The organism is Chitinophagales bacterium (assembly GCA_019694975.1).
Taxonomy (GTDB): Bacteria; Bacteroidota; Bacteroidia; order Chitinophagales; family UBA10324; genus JACCZZ01.
In genome coordinates, this window is record JAIBAY010000002.1 from 96,595 (window position 1) to 116,203 (window position 19,609).

At 44.3% G+C, this 19,609-nt stretch carries 18 protein-coding genes; 6 read left to right on the forward strand and 12 right to left on the reverse strand.

Annotated elements, in window-relative coordinates; genetic code table 11:
- Position 1: 1 nt before the first annotated feature.
- From K1X61_03685 to K1X61_03705, 5 genes are all read right to left on the reverse strand, one after another.
- Positions 2-583 carry a D-sedoheptulose 7-phosphate isomerase gene (locus K1X61_03685; GenBank protein MBX7107731.1) on the reverse strand — a complete coding sequence of 194 codons (582 nt, stop codon included), beginning with the start codon at positions 581-583 and terminating at the stop codon, positions 2-4.
- A gap of 93 nt (positions 584-676) precedes the next feature.
- On the reverse strand, positions 677-1,702 hold the full coding sequence (locus K1X61_03690) for a dehydrogenase (GenBank protein ID MBX7107732.1): 1,026 nt from the start codon (positions 1,700-1,702) through the stop codon (positions 677-679).
- A 224-nt stretch (positions 1,703-1,926) separates the two neighbouring features.
- On the reverse strand, positions 1,927-2,529 hold the full coding sequence (locus K1X61_03695) for a DJ-1/PfpI family protein (GenBank protein MBX7107733.1): 603 nt from the start codon (positions 2,527-2,529) through the stop codon (positions 1,927-1,929).
- Between the two features lie 169 nt (positions 2,530-2,698).
- Positions 2,699-3,103 carry a hypothetical protein gene (locus tag K1X61_03700; GenBank protein MBX7107734.1) on the reverse strand — a complete coding sequence of 135 codons (405 nt, stop codon included), beginning with the start codon at positions 3,101-3,103 and terminating at the stop codon, positions 2,699-2,701.
- A 6-nt stretch (positions 3,104-3,109) separates the two neighbouring features.
- On the reverse strand, positions 3,110-3,538 hold the full coding sequence (locus K1X61_03705; GenBank protein MBX7107735.1) for a GNAT family N-acetyltransferase: 429 nt from the start codon (positions 3,536-3,538) through the stop codon (positions 3,110-3,112).
- A gap of 404 nt (positions 3,539-3,942) precedes the next feature.
- Between K1X61_03705 and K1X61_03710 the strand changes: the two genes are divergently transcribed.
- Entirely contained in the window at positions 3,943-4,893 is a 951-nt protein-coding gene (locus K1X61_03710) for a phosphoribosylaminoimidazolesuccinocarboxamide synthase (GenBank protein MBX7107736.1), read from the forward strand.
- Positions 4,894-5,049: 156 nt separating this feature from the next.
- Complete coding sequence (locus tag K1X61_03715; GenBank protein ID MBX7107737.1) at positions 5,050-5,730, forward strand: hypothetical protein; 681 nt, start codon at positions 5,050-5,052, stop codon at positions 5,728-5,730.
- 67 nt (positions 5,731-5,797) lie between these two features.
- Here the strand turns inward: K1X61_03715 and K1X61_03720 are convergent, their stop codons facing one another.
- A complete protein-coding gene (locus K1X61_03720) occupies positions 5,798-6,511 on the reverse strand; it encodes a murein L,D-transpeptidase catalytic domain family protein (protein MBX7107738.1) in 714 nt (237 codons plus the stop codon).
- 230 nt (positions 6,512-6,741) lie between these two features.
- Here K1X61_03720 and K1X61_03725 point away from each other — a divergent pair, with 230 nt between their 5' ends.
- Entirely contained in the window at positions 6,742-8,202 is a 1,461-nt protein-coding gene (locus K1X61_03725) for an amino acid permease (GenBank protein ID MBX7107739.1), read from the forward strand.
- Between the two features lie 22 nt (positions 8,203-8,224).
- Here the strand turns inward: K1X61_03725 and K1X61_03730 are convergent, their stop codons facing one another.
- The 3 genes from K1X61_03730 to xth all read right to left on the reverse strand — a co-directional run bounded on the left by K1X61_03730 (position 8,225) and on the right by xth (position 11,013).
- Positions 8,225-9,391 (reverse strand): hypothetical protein, encoded by a 1,167-nt coding sequence (locus tag K1X61_03730; protein ID MBX7107740.1) that lies wholly within the window; start codon positions 9,389-9,391, stop codon positions 8,225-8,227.
- Positions 9,378-9,977, reverse strand: coding sequence for a sigma-70 family RNA polymerase sigma factor (locus K1X61_03735; protein ID MBX7107741.1), 600 nt, complete (start codon positions 9,975-9,977; stop codon positions 9,378-9,380). The genes K1X61_03730 and K1X61_03735 overlap by 14 nt, the downstream gene beginning before the upstream one ends.
- 256 nt (positions 9,978-10,233) lie before the next feature.
- Entirely contained in the window at positions 10,234-11,013 is a 780-nt protein-coding gene (gene xth / locus K1X61_03740) for an exodeoxyribonuclease III (GenBank protein MBX7107742.1), read from the reverse strand.
- Between the two features lie 129 nt (positions 11,014-11,142).
- Between xth and K1X61_03745 the strand changes: the two genes are divergently transcribed.
- A complete protein-coding gene (locus K1X61_03745) occupies positions 11,143-11,472 on the forward strand; it encodes a tRNA-binding protein (GenBank protein MBX7107743.1) in 330 nt (109 codons plus the stop codon).
- Between the two features lie 42 nt (positions 11,473-11,514).
- Here the strand turns inward: K1X61_03745 and K1X61_03750 are convergent, their stop codons facing one another.
- Together K1X61_03750 and K1X61_03755 are read right to left on the reverse strand one after the other, a co-directional pair.
- Complete coding sequence (locus tag K1X61_03750) at positions 11,515-12,609, reverse strand: PA0069 family radical SAM protein (GenBank protein MBX7107744.1); 1,095 nt, start codon at positions 12,607-12,609, stop codon at positions 11,515-11,517.
- 94 nt (positions 12,610-12,703) lie between these two features.
- Complete coding sequence (locus tag K1X61_03755) at positions 12,704-14,278, reverse strand: T9SS type A sorting domain-containing protein (GenBank protein ID MBX7107745.1); 1,575 nt, start codon at positions 14,276-14,278, stop codon at positions 12,704-12,706.
- Positions 14,279-14,452: 174 nt separating this feature from the next.
- On the opposite strand from K1X61_03755, the gene K1X61_03760 reads away from it, so the two are divergent.
- Entirely contained in the window at positions 14,453-16,060 is a 1,608-nt protein-coding gene (locus K1X61_03760; GenBank protein MBX7107746.1) for a peptide chain release factor 3, read from the forward strand.
- 94 nt (positions 16,061-16,154) lie between these two features.
- On the opposite strand, the gene K1X61_03765 is transcribed toward K1X61_03760, so the two are convergent.
- Entirely contained in the window at positions 16,155-16,433 is a 279-nt protein-coding gene (locus tag K1X61_03765; protein ID MBX7107747.1) for a hypothetical protein, read from the reverse strand.
- A 224-nt stretch (positions 16,434-16,657) separates the two neighbouring features.
- Here K1X61_03765 and K1X61_03770 point away from each other — a divergent pair, with 224 nt between their 5' ends.
- A complete protein-coding gene (locus K1X61_03770) occupies positions 16,658-19,267 on the forward strand; it encodes a TonB-dependent receptor (GenBank protein MBX7107748.1) in 2,610 nt (869 codons plus the stop codon).
- Positions 19,268-19,609 lie beyond the last annotated feature (342 nt).

A 19,609-nucleotide genomic window follows, 5' to 3' on the forward strand; every position in this document is an offset into this window, starting at 1 on the left:
ACTACTTACCTCTTTCAAACATTCGTTCTTCCACCAGCTCACAGATGATATGCCCCATCATGATATGCGATTCCTGAATGCGGGGCGTATCGGAGGATGGTGCATTGAGCAAATAAGTTGAAAGCGCTTTCATTTTACCTCCTGATTCACCGGTCATACCAACCGTGATCATCCCGATTTCCTTTGCAAGTTCAAAGGCTTTGATCACATTACCCGAATTACCTGAAGTGGAGATACCTACGAGCACATCACCTTTTCGTCCCCTGGCCTTAATCAGGCGGGAATAGATCTGATCATAGGAATAATCATTGGCAACCGCAGTGAGGTAAGAGGTATTCACATGCAATGCTTCCGCATCAAGCGGATCGCGGTCAAAATAGAAACGTCCGCTTAATTCTGCTGCAATGTGTTGTGCATCAGCGGCACTGCCGCCGTTTCCGCAAAACAATACCTTTCCGTCATGTGCATAGCAGTTCACAATTTCATCTGCCACCTGCTGCAGGATGGTGATAAGTGCAGGGTCATGCAGGATTTTTTCCTTCACCGAGATGGAAGCCGTGATTATTTCCTTTATTTTATTCATGATGTAGTTTTCTTTTGTGGTTAGTTATTATTTATGGTTACAGGCTGGACAATAATTATCTTCCTTCGCACTGTTGCCGGGATGACAGCAATATTATTTGGCAAGCCAGGAAGTTGCGCCTGATTTAGTGAACTGAAAACGACGGAACTCGCCACCGAACTGATGAAGGCGGTCGAGTACGGCATATCTGGTATGCCCCGGGCAATAAAAAAACATGAATCCGCCGCCGCCTGCACCCGAAATCTTTCCTCCATTGGCACCGGCTTGCAGGGCTGCATCATAAATCTCATCGATCATAGGATTTGAAATACCGTCCGCTGTCTGTTTTTTGTACTGCCAACCGAAATTCAATATCTCTCCAATCTCAGCCAGATTTCCCTGCAAAATAGCTTCTTTCATATGCACTGCCTGTTCTTTCAGTTTATGCATGGCATCTACTGATTTTTCCTTTTTCGCAGTGATATTTACGCTCTGCATCTCAATAATTTTTGATGAGAGCCGGCTGGTTCCTGTATAATAAAGCAACAGGTTATATTGCATTTCATTCAGGTAATGCTCTTTTATACGCAGCGGATTTACAATTACCTTATCTTCTTTATAAAACTCCATAAAGTTGAAGCCACCAAATGTAGCAGCATACTGATCCTGCTTTCCACCCGCCATGGCAAGATCCTTTCGCTCGATGTCAAATGCCAGTTTCGCCATATCATACTCGCCCAGCGGCAGCTTCAGCCATTCCGCAAAAGCCCCGATGATGGCCACCACAAGCGTTGAAGAAGTGCCGAGGCCTGAACCTGCCGGAGCATCAACATACGTGGATAGCCGAAAACTGAGTGGCTTGTGCGTAAATTGTTTCACAATCCGGTTGTATATCCCTTTGGCCAGGATGAGCTCTCCGTCGATGGGAAGTTCATCATCGGCATCCAGTTCAATCAATTGCTTTTTGTCGATCGCATGCAGAATGATTTTACCGGTATCAAGTGGTTCAATGGTTGCATACGCAAACATGCTGATGGTGGCATTGAGTATGGCACCGCCAAACTGGTCGGAATAGGGACTCACATCCGTACCGCCACCTGCCAACCCGATTCTTAATGGCGCCCGGCTTCTGATCATCATACTTTTTCTGATTTGCGACAAAAATAGAAAAATGGAACAAAGTAGAAGATAGATAATGTTTGAATGCACTGCCTGTTTATTATGTCATACGGAATAACTGAATTTCTTCGATTGTTTTTCCTAACAACGGCAGCCGGAAAATAGTAGTGGCTCATCTTAATAGGCCTGATAGGCAATTTATAGCCTGATTAGTCAGCAACACTTAGAGCAGAGATCAGCAACGATCATGAATGTGCGCCAATTGTGGTTTGCGCAAACTCCATTCTTGCTGCTACACCTTGTTCCAGTTCAATACCAAATAATTTTCCCGTCAGCATCAGGCACATATCAATTCCTGCTGAAATGCCTGCAGAGGTAATCACTTTGCCGGTATCAACATATCTGATATTACGCAACAGTTGTGTCTGCGGAAACTCATTCTCAAATTCATCAAAAGACTGATGATGCGTTGTGGCAGGCAAATGATTCAGCAAACCGGCATTGCCCAGGATAAATGCACCGGTACAAACGCTTAAGACATAAGACGCCCTGCTTGCTTCATGCTTCACCCAATTCAGTACCGGTATTTCGTGCATCTGCATTTTTCTTCCGATTCCACCGGGAATAACAAGGATGTCCGGTTCCGGCATCTCTGCAAAATCATAGTCGGGCACAACGCGGAAATTGTTCTTTGCAAAAACCATCTGATCCGTTTCGGCTACCAGGAAAACGTCAAACAGTTGTTTTCCCGCTACTGTATTAGCCAGGTTGAACACTTCAAACGGACCGGCAAAGTCAAGTACTTCAGCATCATTATAGATGAAGATGGCTACTTTAAGTGCTTTCATAATTATGAATTTAATGGTTTGCTTCTATTTCAAAAAAATGCCACCTAAAGTTATCGCAAAATCAGCCGTTAAATTCATGACTTTCCCATGATTTCGTTATTATTTTTGGGCAGGAAGCAAGCGACCTCGCCTATGCTCTGCAGAACAAATCGCTTGATGTTCCCTGCCTCTACCTGTTGGATTTTCTGTATACCAGCTTAAGCGCAGACCAGCGATTATCTATGGCACAAACCTTTATATCAACAAGACCCAGGGCAATAGCCGTTTGCCTGATATAATCTTCCGTAACATCGGTTGGAATGCCGGCCGCTTTCTTGTACCACGAAACCCAAAGCATGCCGTTGTGTTTCATTTGTCCGGCAAGCGCAGGCAGGTGTAATTCCAGCTCTTCCATGCTTGTTGCGAAGAATTGAATTATATCCACCTCAGCAGCATTGCTGCTTACCAGTTCCACACCACGAGGCAGCCGGCCTGTCAGTTTCAGATAACCGGCAGGCGCATTAACTAAAAGCAAGCGAACCCCTTCCTTTATGCCGAGTTTACGGATCAGCGGAACCGTAGTGTATCCTGCCATAATAATTCAGCTGATACGCCTGGCGAAATGAAAACTGGTAATATTAAAACCTTTGTTGAGGTAAAGGCGATGTGCATCATACCTTCCTGGGTTAGCCCCGGAATCGAGATGCACCTGCTCAATGCCCTGTGCTTTGGCATCTTCGAAAATCCTGTCGAGCAAAAGCGAGGCATATCCTTTCCGGCGTGCACCCGGAAGAGTGGTGAGATCATCAATGTAAAAGTATCGTCCCCTGTAAAGGTTGAAGCCCCATTCATACATCGCAGCTGCAACAGCAACTCCATTCTCTTCGATAAAAAGCAATTTCCTGTTGTCGGCCAGCGTATCCTTTACAGCCTGCATAAATGATTCCTGTTGCAGGTGCGGCCGCAGCACCATCAGCACCTCGCGGCATTTATTGATATCCTGATCGGTGATGGCAGTTTTTATCTCCATAAAAAAAATTGTAAGTAAATGTAAGCAGCATGCAATCAATATTGAAATCGTCAGCCATGTATTCCTCATGCAAAACATCTTTTGGAAGGATAACATCGCATTTCGTTGGTTATATCTCAACTCCGGAAGATCAATGTGATTTATTAAATGCATTCCGTTTTTCTCATCGCATTTGCTTTTCAAAAGAGGATTGGGTTAGCCGGAGAGGCTGCAGGGTAAAGACGTACAAATTATTTTAGCTTACTCAGAAACTGCAAACCAATTGCCTTTCAAGGTTATGGCTATATAAAATTCACTGTATAAAGCCAGTGTATAAATAAAATGTCTGCTGTCACCTATCGGGAAACAAACCGAGCAGACAGTATTGCCGGTTCCGAAAATATATCTTTGCAGAAATCATCGGAATGACCAACACTATTTACCGGACTGATTTCCGGTTTCCGGATCAGACTGCAGTTTACCACGGCAAAGTAAGAGATGTGTACACCATTGCTGATCAGTACCTGGTTATGGTTGCTACAGACCGCATATCTGCATTTGATGTAGTTCTGCCGCGGCCGATTCCGTATAAAGGCCAGGTTTTAAACCAGGTGGCGGCTCAATTTCTATCTGCAACAAAAGATATCATACCGAATTGGGTGCTGTCAAACCCTGATCCCAATGTTACCATCGGCAGAAAATGCAATCCCTTCAAACTGGAGATGGTAATCAGGGGCTACCTGGCAGGCCATGCTGCCCGGGAGTATAAGCTGGGAAAGCGAATGCTTTGCGGCGTTGCATTGCCGGATGGAATGCAGGAAAATGATCCGTTTCCTGTACCTGTCATTACGCCGACAACCAAAGCTGCAGCCGGCCACGACCTTGATATCTCACGCGAAGAAATACTGGAAAGTGAGATAGTGCCTGTATCCACTTATGAGCGGCTCGAAGACTATACAAGGAAGTTGTTTGACTTTGGGACCCGTTTCGCCAGGGAACGAGGGTTAATACTGGTAGATACAAAGTATGAATTCGGTGAACTGGACGGAGCAATTTATCTAATGGATGAAATTCATACACCGGATTCATCGCGTTATTTCTATCTCGACGGATATGATGAACGTCAGAAAGACAGTCAGCCGCAAAAGCAACTCTCGAAAGAATTTGTCCGCGAATGGCTGATCGCAAACAATTTCATGGGAAAGGAAGGTCAGCAGGTACCGGAAATGTCGGACGAGTGGATTGAAATCATTTCAGCGCGTTACATCGAGCTTTATGAAAAGATTACCGGTAAGCGTTTTGAAAGATACACGAATGAAGATCCGCTGGTGCGTATACAAAGGAATGTACTAAACGAACTGGAAATATTGCGGTAGATTATGCTTTTCAATAATACAGACCTGCTTTAGGCAGGTTATACTATTCAAAAAAATAAGCGTATCAAAAACATGATATCTATCACCTCTCATTATTGAAGTAGAACCTGTCAGGTACGTAAATTTGCCCTTGAAATATTGTTAATCAAAATCAGTATGAACAGATCTTCCGTAAAAGCTGCAGTGGTAATTCTTTTGTCCTTTAGTTTTTTTACCTGGTTTGGCGGCTGCACTTTTGATAAAAGTTTTCCGGATCTGAGCACCAACGGCAATGCTGTTTGCTTCGAGACAGATGTGTTGCCGCTGATACAGTCGAATTGCGCCAAATCAGGATGCCATGATGCAGACACCAAAGCAGAAGGGTACGATTTTTCCAATTATGATGGCATCATGAAAGCCGTAAAGCCATATAAGCCAAATAACAGCAAGTTATATAAAGTATTAACCGGCAATGGTGAAGACAAAATGCCTCCTGCGCCCAATGAACCTTTAAACAACGACCAGGTAAATACCATTAAAACATGGATTGAAGAAGGAGCAACAGACGGACCCTGCAATACTGTAACCTGCGACACAGCTAATGTCACTTATTCCGGTACTATTGTTCCCATCCTGCAAACAAGTTGTCTGGGATGTCATGCAAATGCTTCTACCGGAGGCGGCATCCTGTTAAACAATTATCCTGATGTTTTTGATCAGGCGATGTCAGGAGCATTGATGAATTCCATACAATGGACAGGCAGTGTAACACCAATGCCTGAGAATGGAAATCAGCTGGACGACTGCAGCATAAAGATGTTTGAGATCTGGGTAAACGATGGCGCATTAAATAACTGAGATTGCAGGGCTGATCTTTCAGTTTAATAAAGAGAAACGCAGGCATTGCTGGATTGGAGAGCGATCTTCAGTCTTGTAGCAATAAAGATTCCGATAAATAGTTTTTGTCGGGATAATAGAGGAAAATGCAGGAGCCATTCTTCAATTCATTTATTATGGCGGAACACTGTTCAGCAGGTAATGCCGGACAGCCCTGGCTCCTGCCGAGCCGCCCGTTTTGGCTCACAAACTGCTGACTGACATATCCTGCACCATGCATCACAATGGCCCGATCAAATGCATTGTTATTTATTCCCGCCTCTTCACCCTTCAATCGAAGAGACAGCCCATGTTCACCGTAGTAGGTTTCCAATGTTGTATAGAAACCAAGACTTGACTTATTGGATTGCGGCTCATTCGAAAAATACTGTGCATACTCCTCTCCTGAATTTTTTCCATGCGCTACAAATGTCTGAAACAGTATCTTTTGCTGAACCAGGTCAATGACATATAATCTCTTACGACAGGATGACTGACTGAAATCAGCAATCGTGATGAGATTTGTTTTCTCAATCTTGCCCTCGGCTTCCAGTTTCTCTTTGCCTTTCAGCGCCAGGCTGAATGCATCATAATTCAATCCACGTGCTTTAAGTCCTGCTGCGTCAAACAAACTTGCAGAATGATCTGCCAAAGCAATACCAGCAGGAGATTCTTCCGCGCCTGTAGATTTCGGAAGAAACGAAAGCAACATGAGAAAGCAGGGAACGATCAACAGGAGCAGAAGAGGCCTAATAATTTTCATGGCTGTTGTTCTTAAGGTCGGCAATTAAGACTGAAAATTTTCTGCGCAACCGACCCCTTCCAAAAAAATCATTCAGGACAACAAAACTGCTGAAGCGGCTGATGAATGCTGTTGCGGCATGCAAATAAAAGACCTACATACATTTTAAACAAATAAACTTCACTGTCATATCACTTCACCGTATTACTTTCATCTAAATATTTACATTTACTCCGGTCATTTATAAACAGATGGAATCAACACAAGGGACATTCAGACGGGAAATAAGGTTAGTTGACGGCGTAATGCTTGTTGCCGGAACTATGATCGGTTCGGGTATTTTTATCGTGAGTGCGGATATCGCACGTAATGTGGGATCATCCGGTTACCTGTTGCTTGTATGGGCATTATCAGGATTTCTCACCATTGTTGCAGCGCTCTGTTACGGGGAACTGACCAGCATGTTTCCCAAAGCCGGAGGACAGTATGTTTTTCTTCGTGAAGCTTATAACCCGATGATGGGTTTCTTATATGGATGGACCTATTTTTTTGTTATACAAACAGGAACGATTGCTGCAGTGGCAGTTGCATTTTCGAAATTTACGGGTGTATTCATCCCGTTGTTCGGACCCGGATATATTGTTGCCGATGTTGGATTGCTGAAAATCACTACACAGCAAGTGCTTGCCATCATCATCATTGCATTGCTGACTTTTGTAAACATACAGGGTGTACGATATGGAAAATGGATACAGACATTTTTCAGTGCCACTAAGATTCTTGCCTTATTCGGATTAATCGCCATTGGCATTTTCGTCAGTAACAGCGAAGCCGTTATGCAAAACTTCTCCCATATATGGGACGCCAAAAAGGTAGTAGTTGAAAACAATCAGCTGATAGGACGTGTACCCATCAGCGGCTGGGCTGTAATAGTAGCTGTTGCCTCTGCTATGGTCGGAAGCATGTTTTCGATGGATGCCTGGAACGGCATCACCTTTACGGGAGATGAGGTAGTTAATCCAAAGCGGAATATTCCGTTGAGTATGGCCATTGGCGTGGGACTGGTATCGCTCATTTACTTGCTGATGAATATCGTTTACCTCACCAATCTACCCCTCGAAGGCATTCCGGGTGAAGCAACAAGAGTAGTTTTTGAACGGGGCATTCAGTTCGCCACCGACGACCGCGTTGGAGTGGCTGCTGCAGATGCCATGGCCGGTCATACTGCTGTGTTAATGGTAGCGGCCTTGATTATGCTTTCAACATTCAGTTGTCTGAACGGATTAATATTAACCGCACCCAGGATGTTTTATAAAATGGCTGAGGACCGGTTATTTTTTTCCCGAATGGGAAAACTGAACAGCCATGGCGTTCCGGCTGTTGCTACTATTTTCGCATCGGTATGGGCAAGTTTGCTTTGCCTGTCAGGCACCTATGGTAACCTGCTTGACTATGTAGTATTTGCCGTGCTGTTGTTTTACATATTCACCATCATCGGCATATTTGTGCTGCGCAGGAAAATGCCGGATGTCCGGCGTGAATACAAAACCTTTGGTTACCCTGTTCTGCCGCTTATCTACATAGTACTGATCAGCATGATCTGTTTTATTCTGCTGTTATACAAAAGCAATTATACGGTACCCGGATTGTTTATTGTGGCTTTAGGCGTTCCGGCCTATTATCTTTTCCGATCGTCTGCGAGAAAAGAATAATCGCTTGCAGACATACATTCAGCTATAATTTGAGAAGTAATTCTTCCGCCTGTTTACGGTGCTCGCCATTTAGCCTGATCACTTTATTCAGTATAGATTCCGCATTCTTCTTCTCCCCTTTTTGGACATAAGCAAGTGCTTCATACCATAAGGCCGGCTCATAATAGTCACCTGACTTGTTGTTTTCCAGCTTCTTCAGCCTGACAAGTGCCTCATCCGCATTCTCAAGCGCCAGGTAGCTTACACCCGCGTAAAAGATTGCTGTCTCATTTTCTCCGTCCATCTTCAGCACTGCTTCAAAGCTTTTTATGGCATCTGCATAATTGGCATCATGATATTGGGCGAGTCCGGCATCGAGTATTCCCTGAAATTCGTTCTTCTTTTTAAATGCGCCATCCTTTTCAGCAACAGATTGTTTTACTTCATCCTGCATACTTTCCTTCCTGGTGGTGGCAGCAGATGGCTTACCAACTGATTCCGCCGTAGTTTGCTCGTAGCTGTAAGATTTATCAGTAACCTGGTCAGCTTCCTGCTTAGCATTGCTTCCTGCCGTTGCATCTGAAATAATATCTTCCTGTGGCGCCATTGCACGTTCTGCAACCTCGTTTTCATCAAGGGAAATTTCCGGTGCAGCGTCAGTGGTTGATTCCGTTGTATATTTAACTGATGGTTCCACCACTTGCGGTGCCGGCAATTTTTCCTGCTTTTTAGCGGATACAACTTTTTTTGAAAGTGTATCATTTAATGGCCTGAACTCCGTGCTGGCAGCATCATCAGCTTTTGCAGCATCTGTTGCGGTTGGAGCAGGATATGGTTCAAATTCATGGGTAAATATCTTTTCAGTCGATTGCTGAAGCCGGCTGTTTACAAACCAGATCGCGCTGATCAACAGGCATAAAGCTGCGGCAACTTTAAGCCAGGCAGTGCCAGAATTAAAGATTCGTATCCGGGGAGCTGTCCTTTCCTTCATGGCGGCGTGAATTGTTACGAGGTCTTCTTTTAACGCCTGCTCATTCTTCACCTTTAGCATTCCTTCCACTGCATCTGCAAGAAACGGGTCATCCACCATCTTTTCCTCTACCCAGCGAATTTCTTCAGGAGAAGCAATGCCACTGACATAACGCAACAGGACTTCCTGTGGCACTTCATCACGCTGATCCGCAAAAAATTTATCCCTATCCACCTTCATATTGCCGGTTTATCAGGTTTTTCAAATTCCGCTTTCCATTCTGAATATAGCTTTTAACCTGTTTGAAATCGAATCCTGTTAATTCCATCACCTGCTGATAACTCTTCTCCTGCATATAAAATAACTCTATGCAGCGTTTTTGTTCCGTTGGCAGTTGTTCGATAGCCTCCTCCATTGTTAATATTTGTTGTTTCCCGGTTTCATCACTGTTATGATGCTGGTTTTCATTCCATTCCATAACCACAGCCAGTTCAGCCTGCAGTTCAGGCCGGTTTTCTATCCTGTTTTTATCCTTTCTGAACTTCATCAGGCAATGATTCCTGGCAACACTATAGAGCCAGCCCCTGAAATTTTCAACTTCATGTTTTTTCAGGTCATCGAGTAACTTAACAAAGATCTCCACGGTTGCATCGCGGCTGTCCTCGCGGTCTTCCAGGTACTTCATGCATACACCATAAACAAGGTGTGTATACCGTTCATACAATTCACCAACGAAGACATTATTACCTGTCTGCCTGTACCGTGCGACAAGTTCATGGTCATCCAGTGATTTTATCTGCTTGTTAACCGGCAAATGCGCATTCATCTTCACAACAAAGAAACATAAACGCCGCGAAGTATCTCAGGTTTTGCGTGAGCCGGAAAAAACATCAAAATATCCGGTGTTTTAATCAGTGTGGAATATTGCTGCATAACCAAATAAACAGCCATCATAGTTTATTCATCGTGGAGATTTTGTAAAGCGTATCAAAAATCAAATAAAGTATAATGCGCAAAGGCTTAGCCTTTCCCTTTACAATAGGTGAATTCTGCCATCAGCAATCGACTCAAGCGAGGATCGACTAAAATGACAGTTCAAGCTCAATCGGACAATGGTCACTGCCCGTAACATCGGCATGAATGCGGGCGGCCGTCACAAACTTCCTTGCTTCCCGGTTGACGAAAAAATAATCGATACGCCATCCAACATTTCTTTCCCTTGCACGGGTGATCTGATCCCAATACGTATAGCAATCAGGTTGCTGATTGAATTCCCTGAATGTGTCGACATATCCGAGGTCAACAATCTTATCTATCCAGCGCCGCTCTTCAGGCAGAAAGCCACTGGTGTTTACATTTTCTTTAGGACGGGCGAGATCAATTTCCTTATGGGCAGTATTGTAATCGCCACAGATAATAATATGCTTCTGCTGCTGCCTAAGTGCTTCCGCTCTCTGAAAAAGCGCATCATAGAAATCAAGCTTATACTTTACACGCTCCGGGCCTCTTCCGCCATTCGGAAAGTATACGTTGAACAATACGAAGTCCGGAAACTCCATTTCAATTACACGCCCTTCATTGTCAAAATCTTTGTTTTGTAAGCCGTTTTGCACTCTCAGCGGTTCATGCTGTGTATAAATGGCAACACCGGAATATCCTTTCTTCTCAGCAGCATTAAAATAACTCCGGTAGTCTTCGAAATTCACTATTTCATGATCCAGCTGTTCGACTTGTGCTTTTGTTTCCTGCAAACACAGGATATCAGGTGCTTCCCTGGAGAACCAATCCGGCAGGCCTTTTTTCCAGGCCGCCCTGATGCCATTAATATTCCAGCAAAGAATCCTCATTTTTTTACCCGCCATTAGATTTTATTAAAGTGAAAAAAAATAACCGGTCAGTATGCGCTACACCGGTTTTCTGCAGAATCAAAAATAATAAAATTTCAACCCGGCCAATCTTTCAACTTACTACCTTTTCATCAAATTAAATTTATGATCAGCCGGAATGATTTCGAAAAAGTAGAGATGAGGGTAGGCACCGTGATGGAGGTGCGTGACTTTCCTGCAGCAAGAAATCCCTCATATCAGCTATGGATTGATTTTGGTGAATACGGAATCCGAAAATCTTCTGCACAACTCACCAAACTTTATTCGAAGGAAGATTTATTAAATAAGCAGGTAGTTGCCGTGATGAATTTGCCAGTTAAGCAGATCGGTAGTTTTTTCTCCGAATGCCTTATTCTTGGCACTATTGGGCAAGACAATACAATAACCATATTGCAACCGGAACAAAAAACTGTCAATGGATTACGAATCGGCTGAAGGTAATGCTGCTTCAATTGTATATAATGCTCTGCAACTTTTTTAAAACAGCGACAGTTGCGACTTGCAGGGGTTGTTGTTGAATAATGAATAATCCAATTCCGGAAAAACACGGCCTTCAAAGTACTTCTTCCTGGCTACTGTGAACAGTTGCCTGATCGACTCTGCAATCTCGCCTTCTCCCCTCATCCGTGTGCCAAACCGGCTGTCATTTAATCTGCCGCCATGAAGTGACCGTATCTGATTCAGGATTTTCTCAGCCCTGTCAGGAAAATTTTTATGTACCCAGTCGGTGAAAACAATAGCCACATCGCCATTCAACCTCACCATTGTATAGTGCGCCGAGAGTGCCCCTGCTGTTGCGGCGGCTTCCAGAATGACAGGAATTTCATCGCTGTTAACAGCAGGTATGATGGGCGCAACATTTACATTTACAGGAATACCATTCGCCGATAACGCCCTGATTGTTTCCAGCCGCCGCCTGGCTGTTGCCGTTCTTGGCTCCATTAATTGCCGCAAATCTTCTTTCAGCGTTGTGATACTCAGTGTTACTGACACCAGTTGCAAGGCCGCCATTTTTGATAGAATATCAAGATCACGAAGTATCAATGAGTTCTTGGTAATAATTCCCACAGGGTGTTTATGCAGTAACAAAACTTCCAGCATGCGACGGGTAATTCCAAGCTTCCGTTCCAAAGGCTGATAGCAATCGGTATTGCCGGATAACATGATTGGTTGCGCAATATGCCTTTTATGACGAAGTTCCTTGTCTAATAGATCGGGCGCTGTTGGCTTTACAATGATCCTGCTTTCAAAATCAAGTCCTGCATTAAAACCCCAGTAAGTATGCGTATTCCTGGCATAGCAATATATGCATCCATGCTCACAACCCTGATATGGATTCATGGAAAAAGCCATTCCCAGATCAGGGCTTTCCACCTTGTTCAGTATTTTTTTCGGGAACTCTTCAAATACTTTAGTCTCCGGATTTGAAAACAATGGTTCATCCAATGCTTCTACATGATCCGTTACATATTCCAGCCTCAGATATTTATTTGCAGGTTTGAGCTGAGCGCCGCGTCCTTTAAGATATTCCGGCACTCCTCTCTCGGATGATTGTAATGTCGTCCTTTTCATTTCCCATAAAATAAAAAGAATTTGTTACTGGGATAGCTAAATGCAGCGCTCCTGAAAAAAACACAAGGATGAATGACTTGCATTTACCGAAGGTTTACCGGAGAATCTGCAACGGAATAACTGCCTGTTCCGCACCGGCCTGTACACGGCAAAAATAAAAACCGCCGCTGATGCCTGATGGAACAGGCAGATTGAGCTGCTGCTTTCCCTTTGCTAGATGATCACCGAACAATGTTGCAAGCTTTTTTCCCGTAGCATCACAAAGTGAAACCTCAACCGTTGCAGCTGTATTCATGTTGAAGGTCAGGAAAGCTGCATCCGTAACCGGATTCGGAAATACATTGCATGAAAAACCCGTCGTTGCGGGTGAATTGATACCGATGAATAACCCTGAGTATCTTGCTACCATAGCGTCCTCTCCATTATAGCCGGCTGCAAGCAATTTACCGTCAGGCTGAATAGCCGAACAGGTGGCGATGGCAGCATTGAATCCAAAATTATTTTCGGTGATGCCATTCGTACCAAAAGTATTGTCGGGTGCGCCATTGTCAAGCATGCGCATCATCACAAAGGACTCATCTGAAGTAAGATTAGAGGCATATCCGGAGAGCACAATTTTTCCGTCGGTCTGCAACATGACAGATGTTGCGCTGCTTGAGGTTACACCCCAGTTCAACATTTGTTTACCTCCGCCCTGGAAACCATCGTCCAATGAACCATCAGCTTTAAAACGGGCGACGCAGGCACTTGATGACAGCGTATACACTTTACCTGTAGCCAGAATTTTACCATCCTCCTGCAAAGCAATTTTTGTAAGAAACTGATTGGTGCCCGGACCAAAATCCATCGTAACGATACCATCGTTATCGAAAGTGCTGTCGATTATGCCGTCGTTATTAAACCTCGCAAGGTAGAACCAGTTGAGATCCGTTACAGGATCCATATAGTAGCCAGCTGCCACATATTTACCATCAGCCGGTTGTTGAATCACATCAATGAAATTACCGAAGTTGGCAATGTTTGGAATAACCGTATAACCGGAAGACGTGCCAAAAGACGGATCGAGGGTTCCATCAGACAGGAAGCGGAGTATTACCGGTTTCAGCAGATTACCAACCAGGGTTTGTCCAACAGCAACCAGCTTTTCATCAGATTGCTGTATGAATCCATGCGCAAGGTCATAGGTGCCGTTCAGGTCAATAACAGACTTACCGTTATCGGCGAAGTTGTCATCAATAGTGCCATCCTGCAATACCCGCACGATAAAGAAATCTGATTTTCTGCTGCCAAAGAACAACAGTTTACCGCTCGCATCCTGCAAGACATCGGTAAAATAAGAGTTGGCAAAAGTGGGCGCCGTTAGCTCTGTTAACATGATGGCGTTGAAAGCGGTATCCGCTTCACCGGTAGCGCTGAAACGGCAAACGATCGGAATAAGCACTGAAGTGCCTCCATCTGGGTCAGTATACTGGGCTGAACCGCTCATCACAATCTGCCCGTCCTGCTGAACGATGACGCTGGTGATGTCATCAGTAAAGCCACTTACATCCGCCAAAGCCACACCGTTGATACCAAATCCGGCATCCGGCACACCATACTGGCTAAAGGAAAACAAAGGCAATAGAACAAGCACTACAGCAGAACTTGTTAACCTGTAAATAAGATTCATCTTGATTTTTTTATGGCGAAAAGTTAGGCATAAAATTCAAATCACCTTGCCGTGCATATTCTTTCACAGCAGAATCAGCATATTAAGAAAGCCTGCATATATATTTATGTAAGTTGCCTCTACCATGCATGCGTCAAATTAAATAATTGTTTGGATACCTTTGCACCCGCCAACATGAAACAAACAGAAGAACTCGCACGAAGAAGAACATTCGCCATTATCAGTCACCCTGATGCGGGAAAAACTACACTCACGGAAAAATTTTTGCTGTATGGTGGCGCCATACAGGTAGCCGGTGCCGTAAAATCGAATAAAATCAAGCGTGCTGCGACTTCCGATTTTATGGAAATAGAAAGACAGCGTGGTATCTCCGTGGCTACGTCTGTGATGACCTTTGAATATAACCAGGCACTGATTAACCTGCTCGATACGCCCGGGCACAAGGACTTTGCGGAAGATACCTACCGGACACTAACAGCAGTGGACAGCGTGATCCTGGTGATTGACTCGGTGAAAGGAGTGGAAACACAGACGGAACGGCTGATGGAAGTATGCCGGATGCGCAAGACGCCGGTGATTGTATTCATCAATAAAATGGATCTCGAAGGACGCGATCCTTTTGACCTGCTGGATGAACTGGAAAAAAAACTTGATATCAGGGTGCAGCCTTTAAGCTGGCCTGTAAATAAAGGATCCGAATTCAAGGGCGTATATAATTTATATGACCGTACACTTCAACTTTTTCAGCCGGAAAAGCAAACCATTGAAAAAGACAGGGTAGAGATCAGCAACCTGCAGGAAGGCATGCTGGATGAAATTATTCCGCGTGATGCCGAACAATTGCGGGAAGATGCGCACCTGCTGAGCGGTGTATATCCTGATTTTGATACAGATGCTTACCTGAAAGCGGACATCGCTCCTGTATTTTTCGGCAGTGCGCGCAATAACTTTGGTGTAAAGGAATTGCTGGATACTTTTATCAGGATCGCTCCCAGGCCACAATGCCGTGAAACGGATAAGCGGGTTGTGCATCCCGAGGAAGAGGTCTTTACGGGATTTGTATTTAAAATCCACGCCAATATTGATCCGAAACACCGTAACCGTATCGCCTTTGTAAGAATCGTATCCGGCAAATTTGAACGCAACAAATATATCTTTCACTGCCGTCTTAGGAAAGAGCTTAAGTTCAGCAGCCCGGCCACTTTCCTGGCTGCGGAAAGGAATATTATTGATGAAGCCTATCCTGGAGATGTTATTGGACTGTATGATACCGGCAATTTTAAGATTGGCGATTCCTTATCAGAAGGAGAAGTGCTGCAATTCAGAGGTATCCCCAGTTTCTCACCGGAAATATTCAAGGAACTCATCAACCGCGATCCGATGAAAACCAAGCAGCTGGAAAAAGGAATTGAACAGCTGACGGAAGAGGGTGTTGCCCAATTATTTTACCAGCAGCATGGCAGTAAAAAAATTGTTGGTGTTGTCGGCGACCTGCAGTTTGAAGTGATTCAGTATCGGTTGAAAAATGAATATGGCGCCTCCTGTGAGTTCGTACCGAAAGACATTCATAAGGCATGCTGGATTACTTCCCCTGATAAAGCGAAGCTGGCTGAATTTATCAGGTTTAAATCGCAAAACGTTTATAATGATAAGGACAACCACCTGGTTTTCCTGGCTCCCTCCGACTGGCTGCTTCGTGTAACCAAGGAAGCAAACCCTGACATTACCTTTCACACCACCAGCGAATTCAAAACCGAAGGTGAATTAAATAATGTGCGTTGATGGTAGCAGGCTCCGCTTCGAACTTGATACTCCAGAAAAAAATCCGGGATCATTCGAATTGGCATATTGTGAATACTCTGCACCTGGCAGATGCTCAGATAAGCACTTCCCTGATGCAACTGATGGGAATATCGATCCCACCTTTCAATTCAATATGCGAATCGGTGGTGTCCCAAACTGTTGTTTCCACCATATATAAGCCATCTGCTGTCTCAAAAATTATCCGCACCTTATGCTTTTCTCCATTGCCCAGCAGCATTGCTTCTTCGAGGAGAATTTTGCGTAAGTCTATTTCATACTGACTTGATAATACTTCATACTGCACAAAATCAAAGTCAACCAGTTTTTCTTTCTCGATGAGTGGAATGTCCATATAACGGAATTTGCTCCTGAAATTTAGTGATTTAAGCAGAATTTCGATGCAGCAATGCATTCTGAATTAAAACTTATTAAGAAACCGGCGGTTGGCCGGTACCGGCGACCTCCGGCAACTGTAAAACAGACAGTCGCATAGCTATATCCTGATGCGCTGCTATCCGGAGAAGTCATACTTTTGCAAAGAACTCATTTCCATATAAGCTTATCTCACAAGTTGCAATGAAAAATATACTATGGCTTGCGCTGGGCATGTTTTTGTCAATTTCGCTGCATGCACAAACTCCGGCAACCGGTGGCGGCAGGCAAATGAATGCAGGCCATTTCTATGGAAGAATACTGGATGCGAAAACAGGCAAAGGCATTGAGTTTGCCACAGTGCAATTATTCCAGGTAAAGTATGATTCAGTAAAAAAACAACAAACGCAAAAGCTGCTCACCGGGGCGCTGACAGCCGAGAATGGCGATTTCAGCCTGGAAAACCTTCCCGTGAAAGCAAAATTTTCTATGCTTATCACTGCCATTGGCTATGATTCCTTGACGCTGCCAGTGGCATTTGACAGCAAGCCGGCACAGCAAGGAAATATGCAGCAGATGATGAGTGCATTTGATAAAGATCTTGGCAATATCAAGTTAAAATCGCTGGCAATTACTTTATCTGAGGTGGTGGTGACCGGTGATGAACCATTGTACAAGCTCGAGCTGGATAAAAAAGTATACAACCCTGATAAAGATCCTTCCAATGCCGGAGGTACTGCCGAAGATGTGCTGAAGAAGGTACCTTCCGTCCTGGTAGACCTTGATGGCAATGTAACCCTGCGCAATGCTGCACCGCAGATATTCGTGGACGGAAGGCCCACCACCCTGTCGATTGACCAGATTCCTTCCGATGCCATTGAAAAAATTGAAGTTATCACCAATCCATCTGCCAAGTATGACGCCTCAGGAGGGCAATCAGGGATAATAAATATTGTCATGAAAAAAAGCAGGCGCATTGGTTACAACGGCAACCTCCGTGCAGGCATTGATAAACGTGGGAAGATTAATACCGGTGGAGATATTAATATCAGGGAAGGCAAGGTGAATGTTTTTGCCAATGTCAATTTCATGCAGCGAAAATCTATCAGTTACAGCAATACAGAACGCTATAACCTTTATGGCGATCCGCTGACCAATGTATTTCAGCGCGATACGCCTGTCAACAATAACCAGTTTTTTTCCGGCGGCACCGGCATTGACTATTTCCTGAACAACAGGAACACTATCACCCTGAGCGGCAATTATACACAAGGAAAATTTTCATCCACCGACCAACTTTTTCTTGTTACAGATACCCTTCATGAGTCGGGTATTATTAGCAGCAACGGAATACGCAATACCGGCAGCGAACGCCAGTTTCAAAATGTGGGCGGATCACTGCTCTTCAAACATCTTTTTCCTAAAGAAGACAATACGCTTACGGCAGATTTAAATTACAACCAAAGTACAAGTGATAACAGTTCCTCCTATCTCACGCAATACTATGATCCGCAACAGATGCCGGTCGGCTCACAAGGAAGACAGGAGCAGGAAGGAGGCGGGACCAACCGTTATTTTACTGCACAGACAGATTATGATAATGTGATTAAAGAAAATGTTAAGATTGAAGCGGGCGCGAGGGCCGCTCTTCGTCATTTTACGGCGGAGAACCACGTGTATGTCTACAATGATTCGCTGGACTACCTGGTAGAAGTCCCCGACATCAACAATTATGCATATGATGACCAGGTATATGCAGGCTATGCGACTTTCAGCAGTGATTATGGAAAATTTCAATATCAGGCAGGATTGCGCGTGGAAAGCTCTTTTTACTCCGGTACGCTTACCAATGAAGGAGAGTCATTCAGAAACAATTTTCCACTTAGTCTTTTTCCGAGCGGCTTTATCAGCTATGCAATCACTGACGAACGTTCGCTACAATTGAGTTATTCACGGCGGATTGACCGTCCTACTTTTTTTCAACTGATGCCCTTTATCGACTATTCCGATTCATTAAACCTGCAGCAGGGCAATCCTGACCTGCTGCCGCAATTCACCAATACCTTTGAACTCAGTTTCGACCAGAATTTTAATAAATCCAACAACCTGCAGGCAACGGCATACTTCAAATACACGAACAACCTGATCACTAAATACCAGGACTTGTCCTATGACAGTGTCTCCATGAATCAGATCATCATCAACACTTATCAGAATGCGAACTCCAGCTACCTTGCAGGCCTTGAGTTTACCTCCAGCAACTCCATTAAGAAGTGGTTCAATCTTACTACCAATATCAACCTGTTTCAATCTTTCATTGACGGCAGCAACATCGAACAAGATCTGACAAACAGCCAGTTCTCCTGGTTTGCCAAGGTGAATGCCAGCTTCAGGTTGCCGCTCAATTTTACGATTCAACTCAGCGGTGATTATCAGTCGAAGACCTCCGTGCCGCAAACTGGAGGAGGCGGAGGCAGAGGTATGGGCATGGGAGGTGGCTTTTTTGGTACCCCTCCTGCCACATTGCAAGGTTATGTGAAACCCGTTTATGGTGTTGACCTCTCTGTAAAGAAGGAATTTCTGAAAAACAAAGCTGCTGCGCTGACGCTCAGCTTTACCGATATCTTTCGTACGAAAGAATACACTACTTACTATGATACCGAGTATTTCACACAAACTTCTACCAGGGTACGCGACCCGCAATTTATCAGGCTGAACTTCAGCTATAAGTTTGGAAAGTTCGACGCATCACTCTTCAAGCGAAAAAACACCAACAACGGAGGAGACATTTTACAGGATATGAATGGTGGATGAACGCCGTGCATGAATATGCATTTATGTGCGTTGACTTAATATGCATCCTTTGAACTTCAACCTACTCTGCCGGTGCTAATGGCTCCCATTCGCGCTGCATCATTTTACATGAGCTTTCCGTATTACTATCAAAACAAATCGCTTCTTGCATGGTACAGGTATCACCCTGTTGACATCATAACAAGAGAGCGACTATAAACAGTATCTGTTACGCCTCAATCAGCTATAAAAAGCGCTGGCTGATAACTTTACTTTTCGTTTATTTGTCTCTCCGCTATGATCATAAACATCTACGAACTTTTAACAGTACGTTTAACGAAATGCATTGCCGGTTTATGGCCT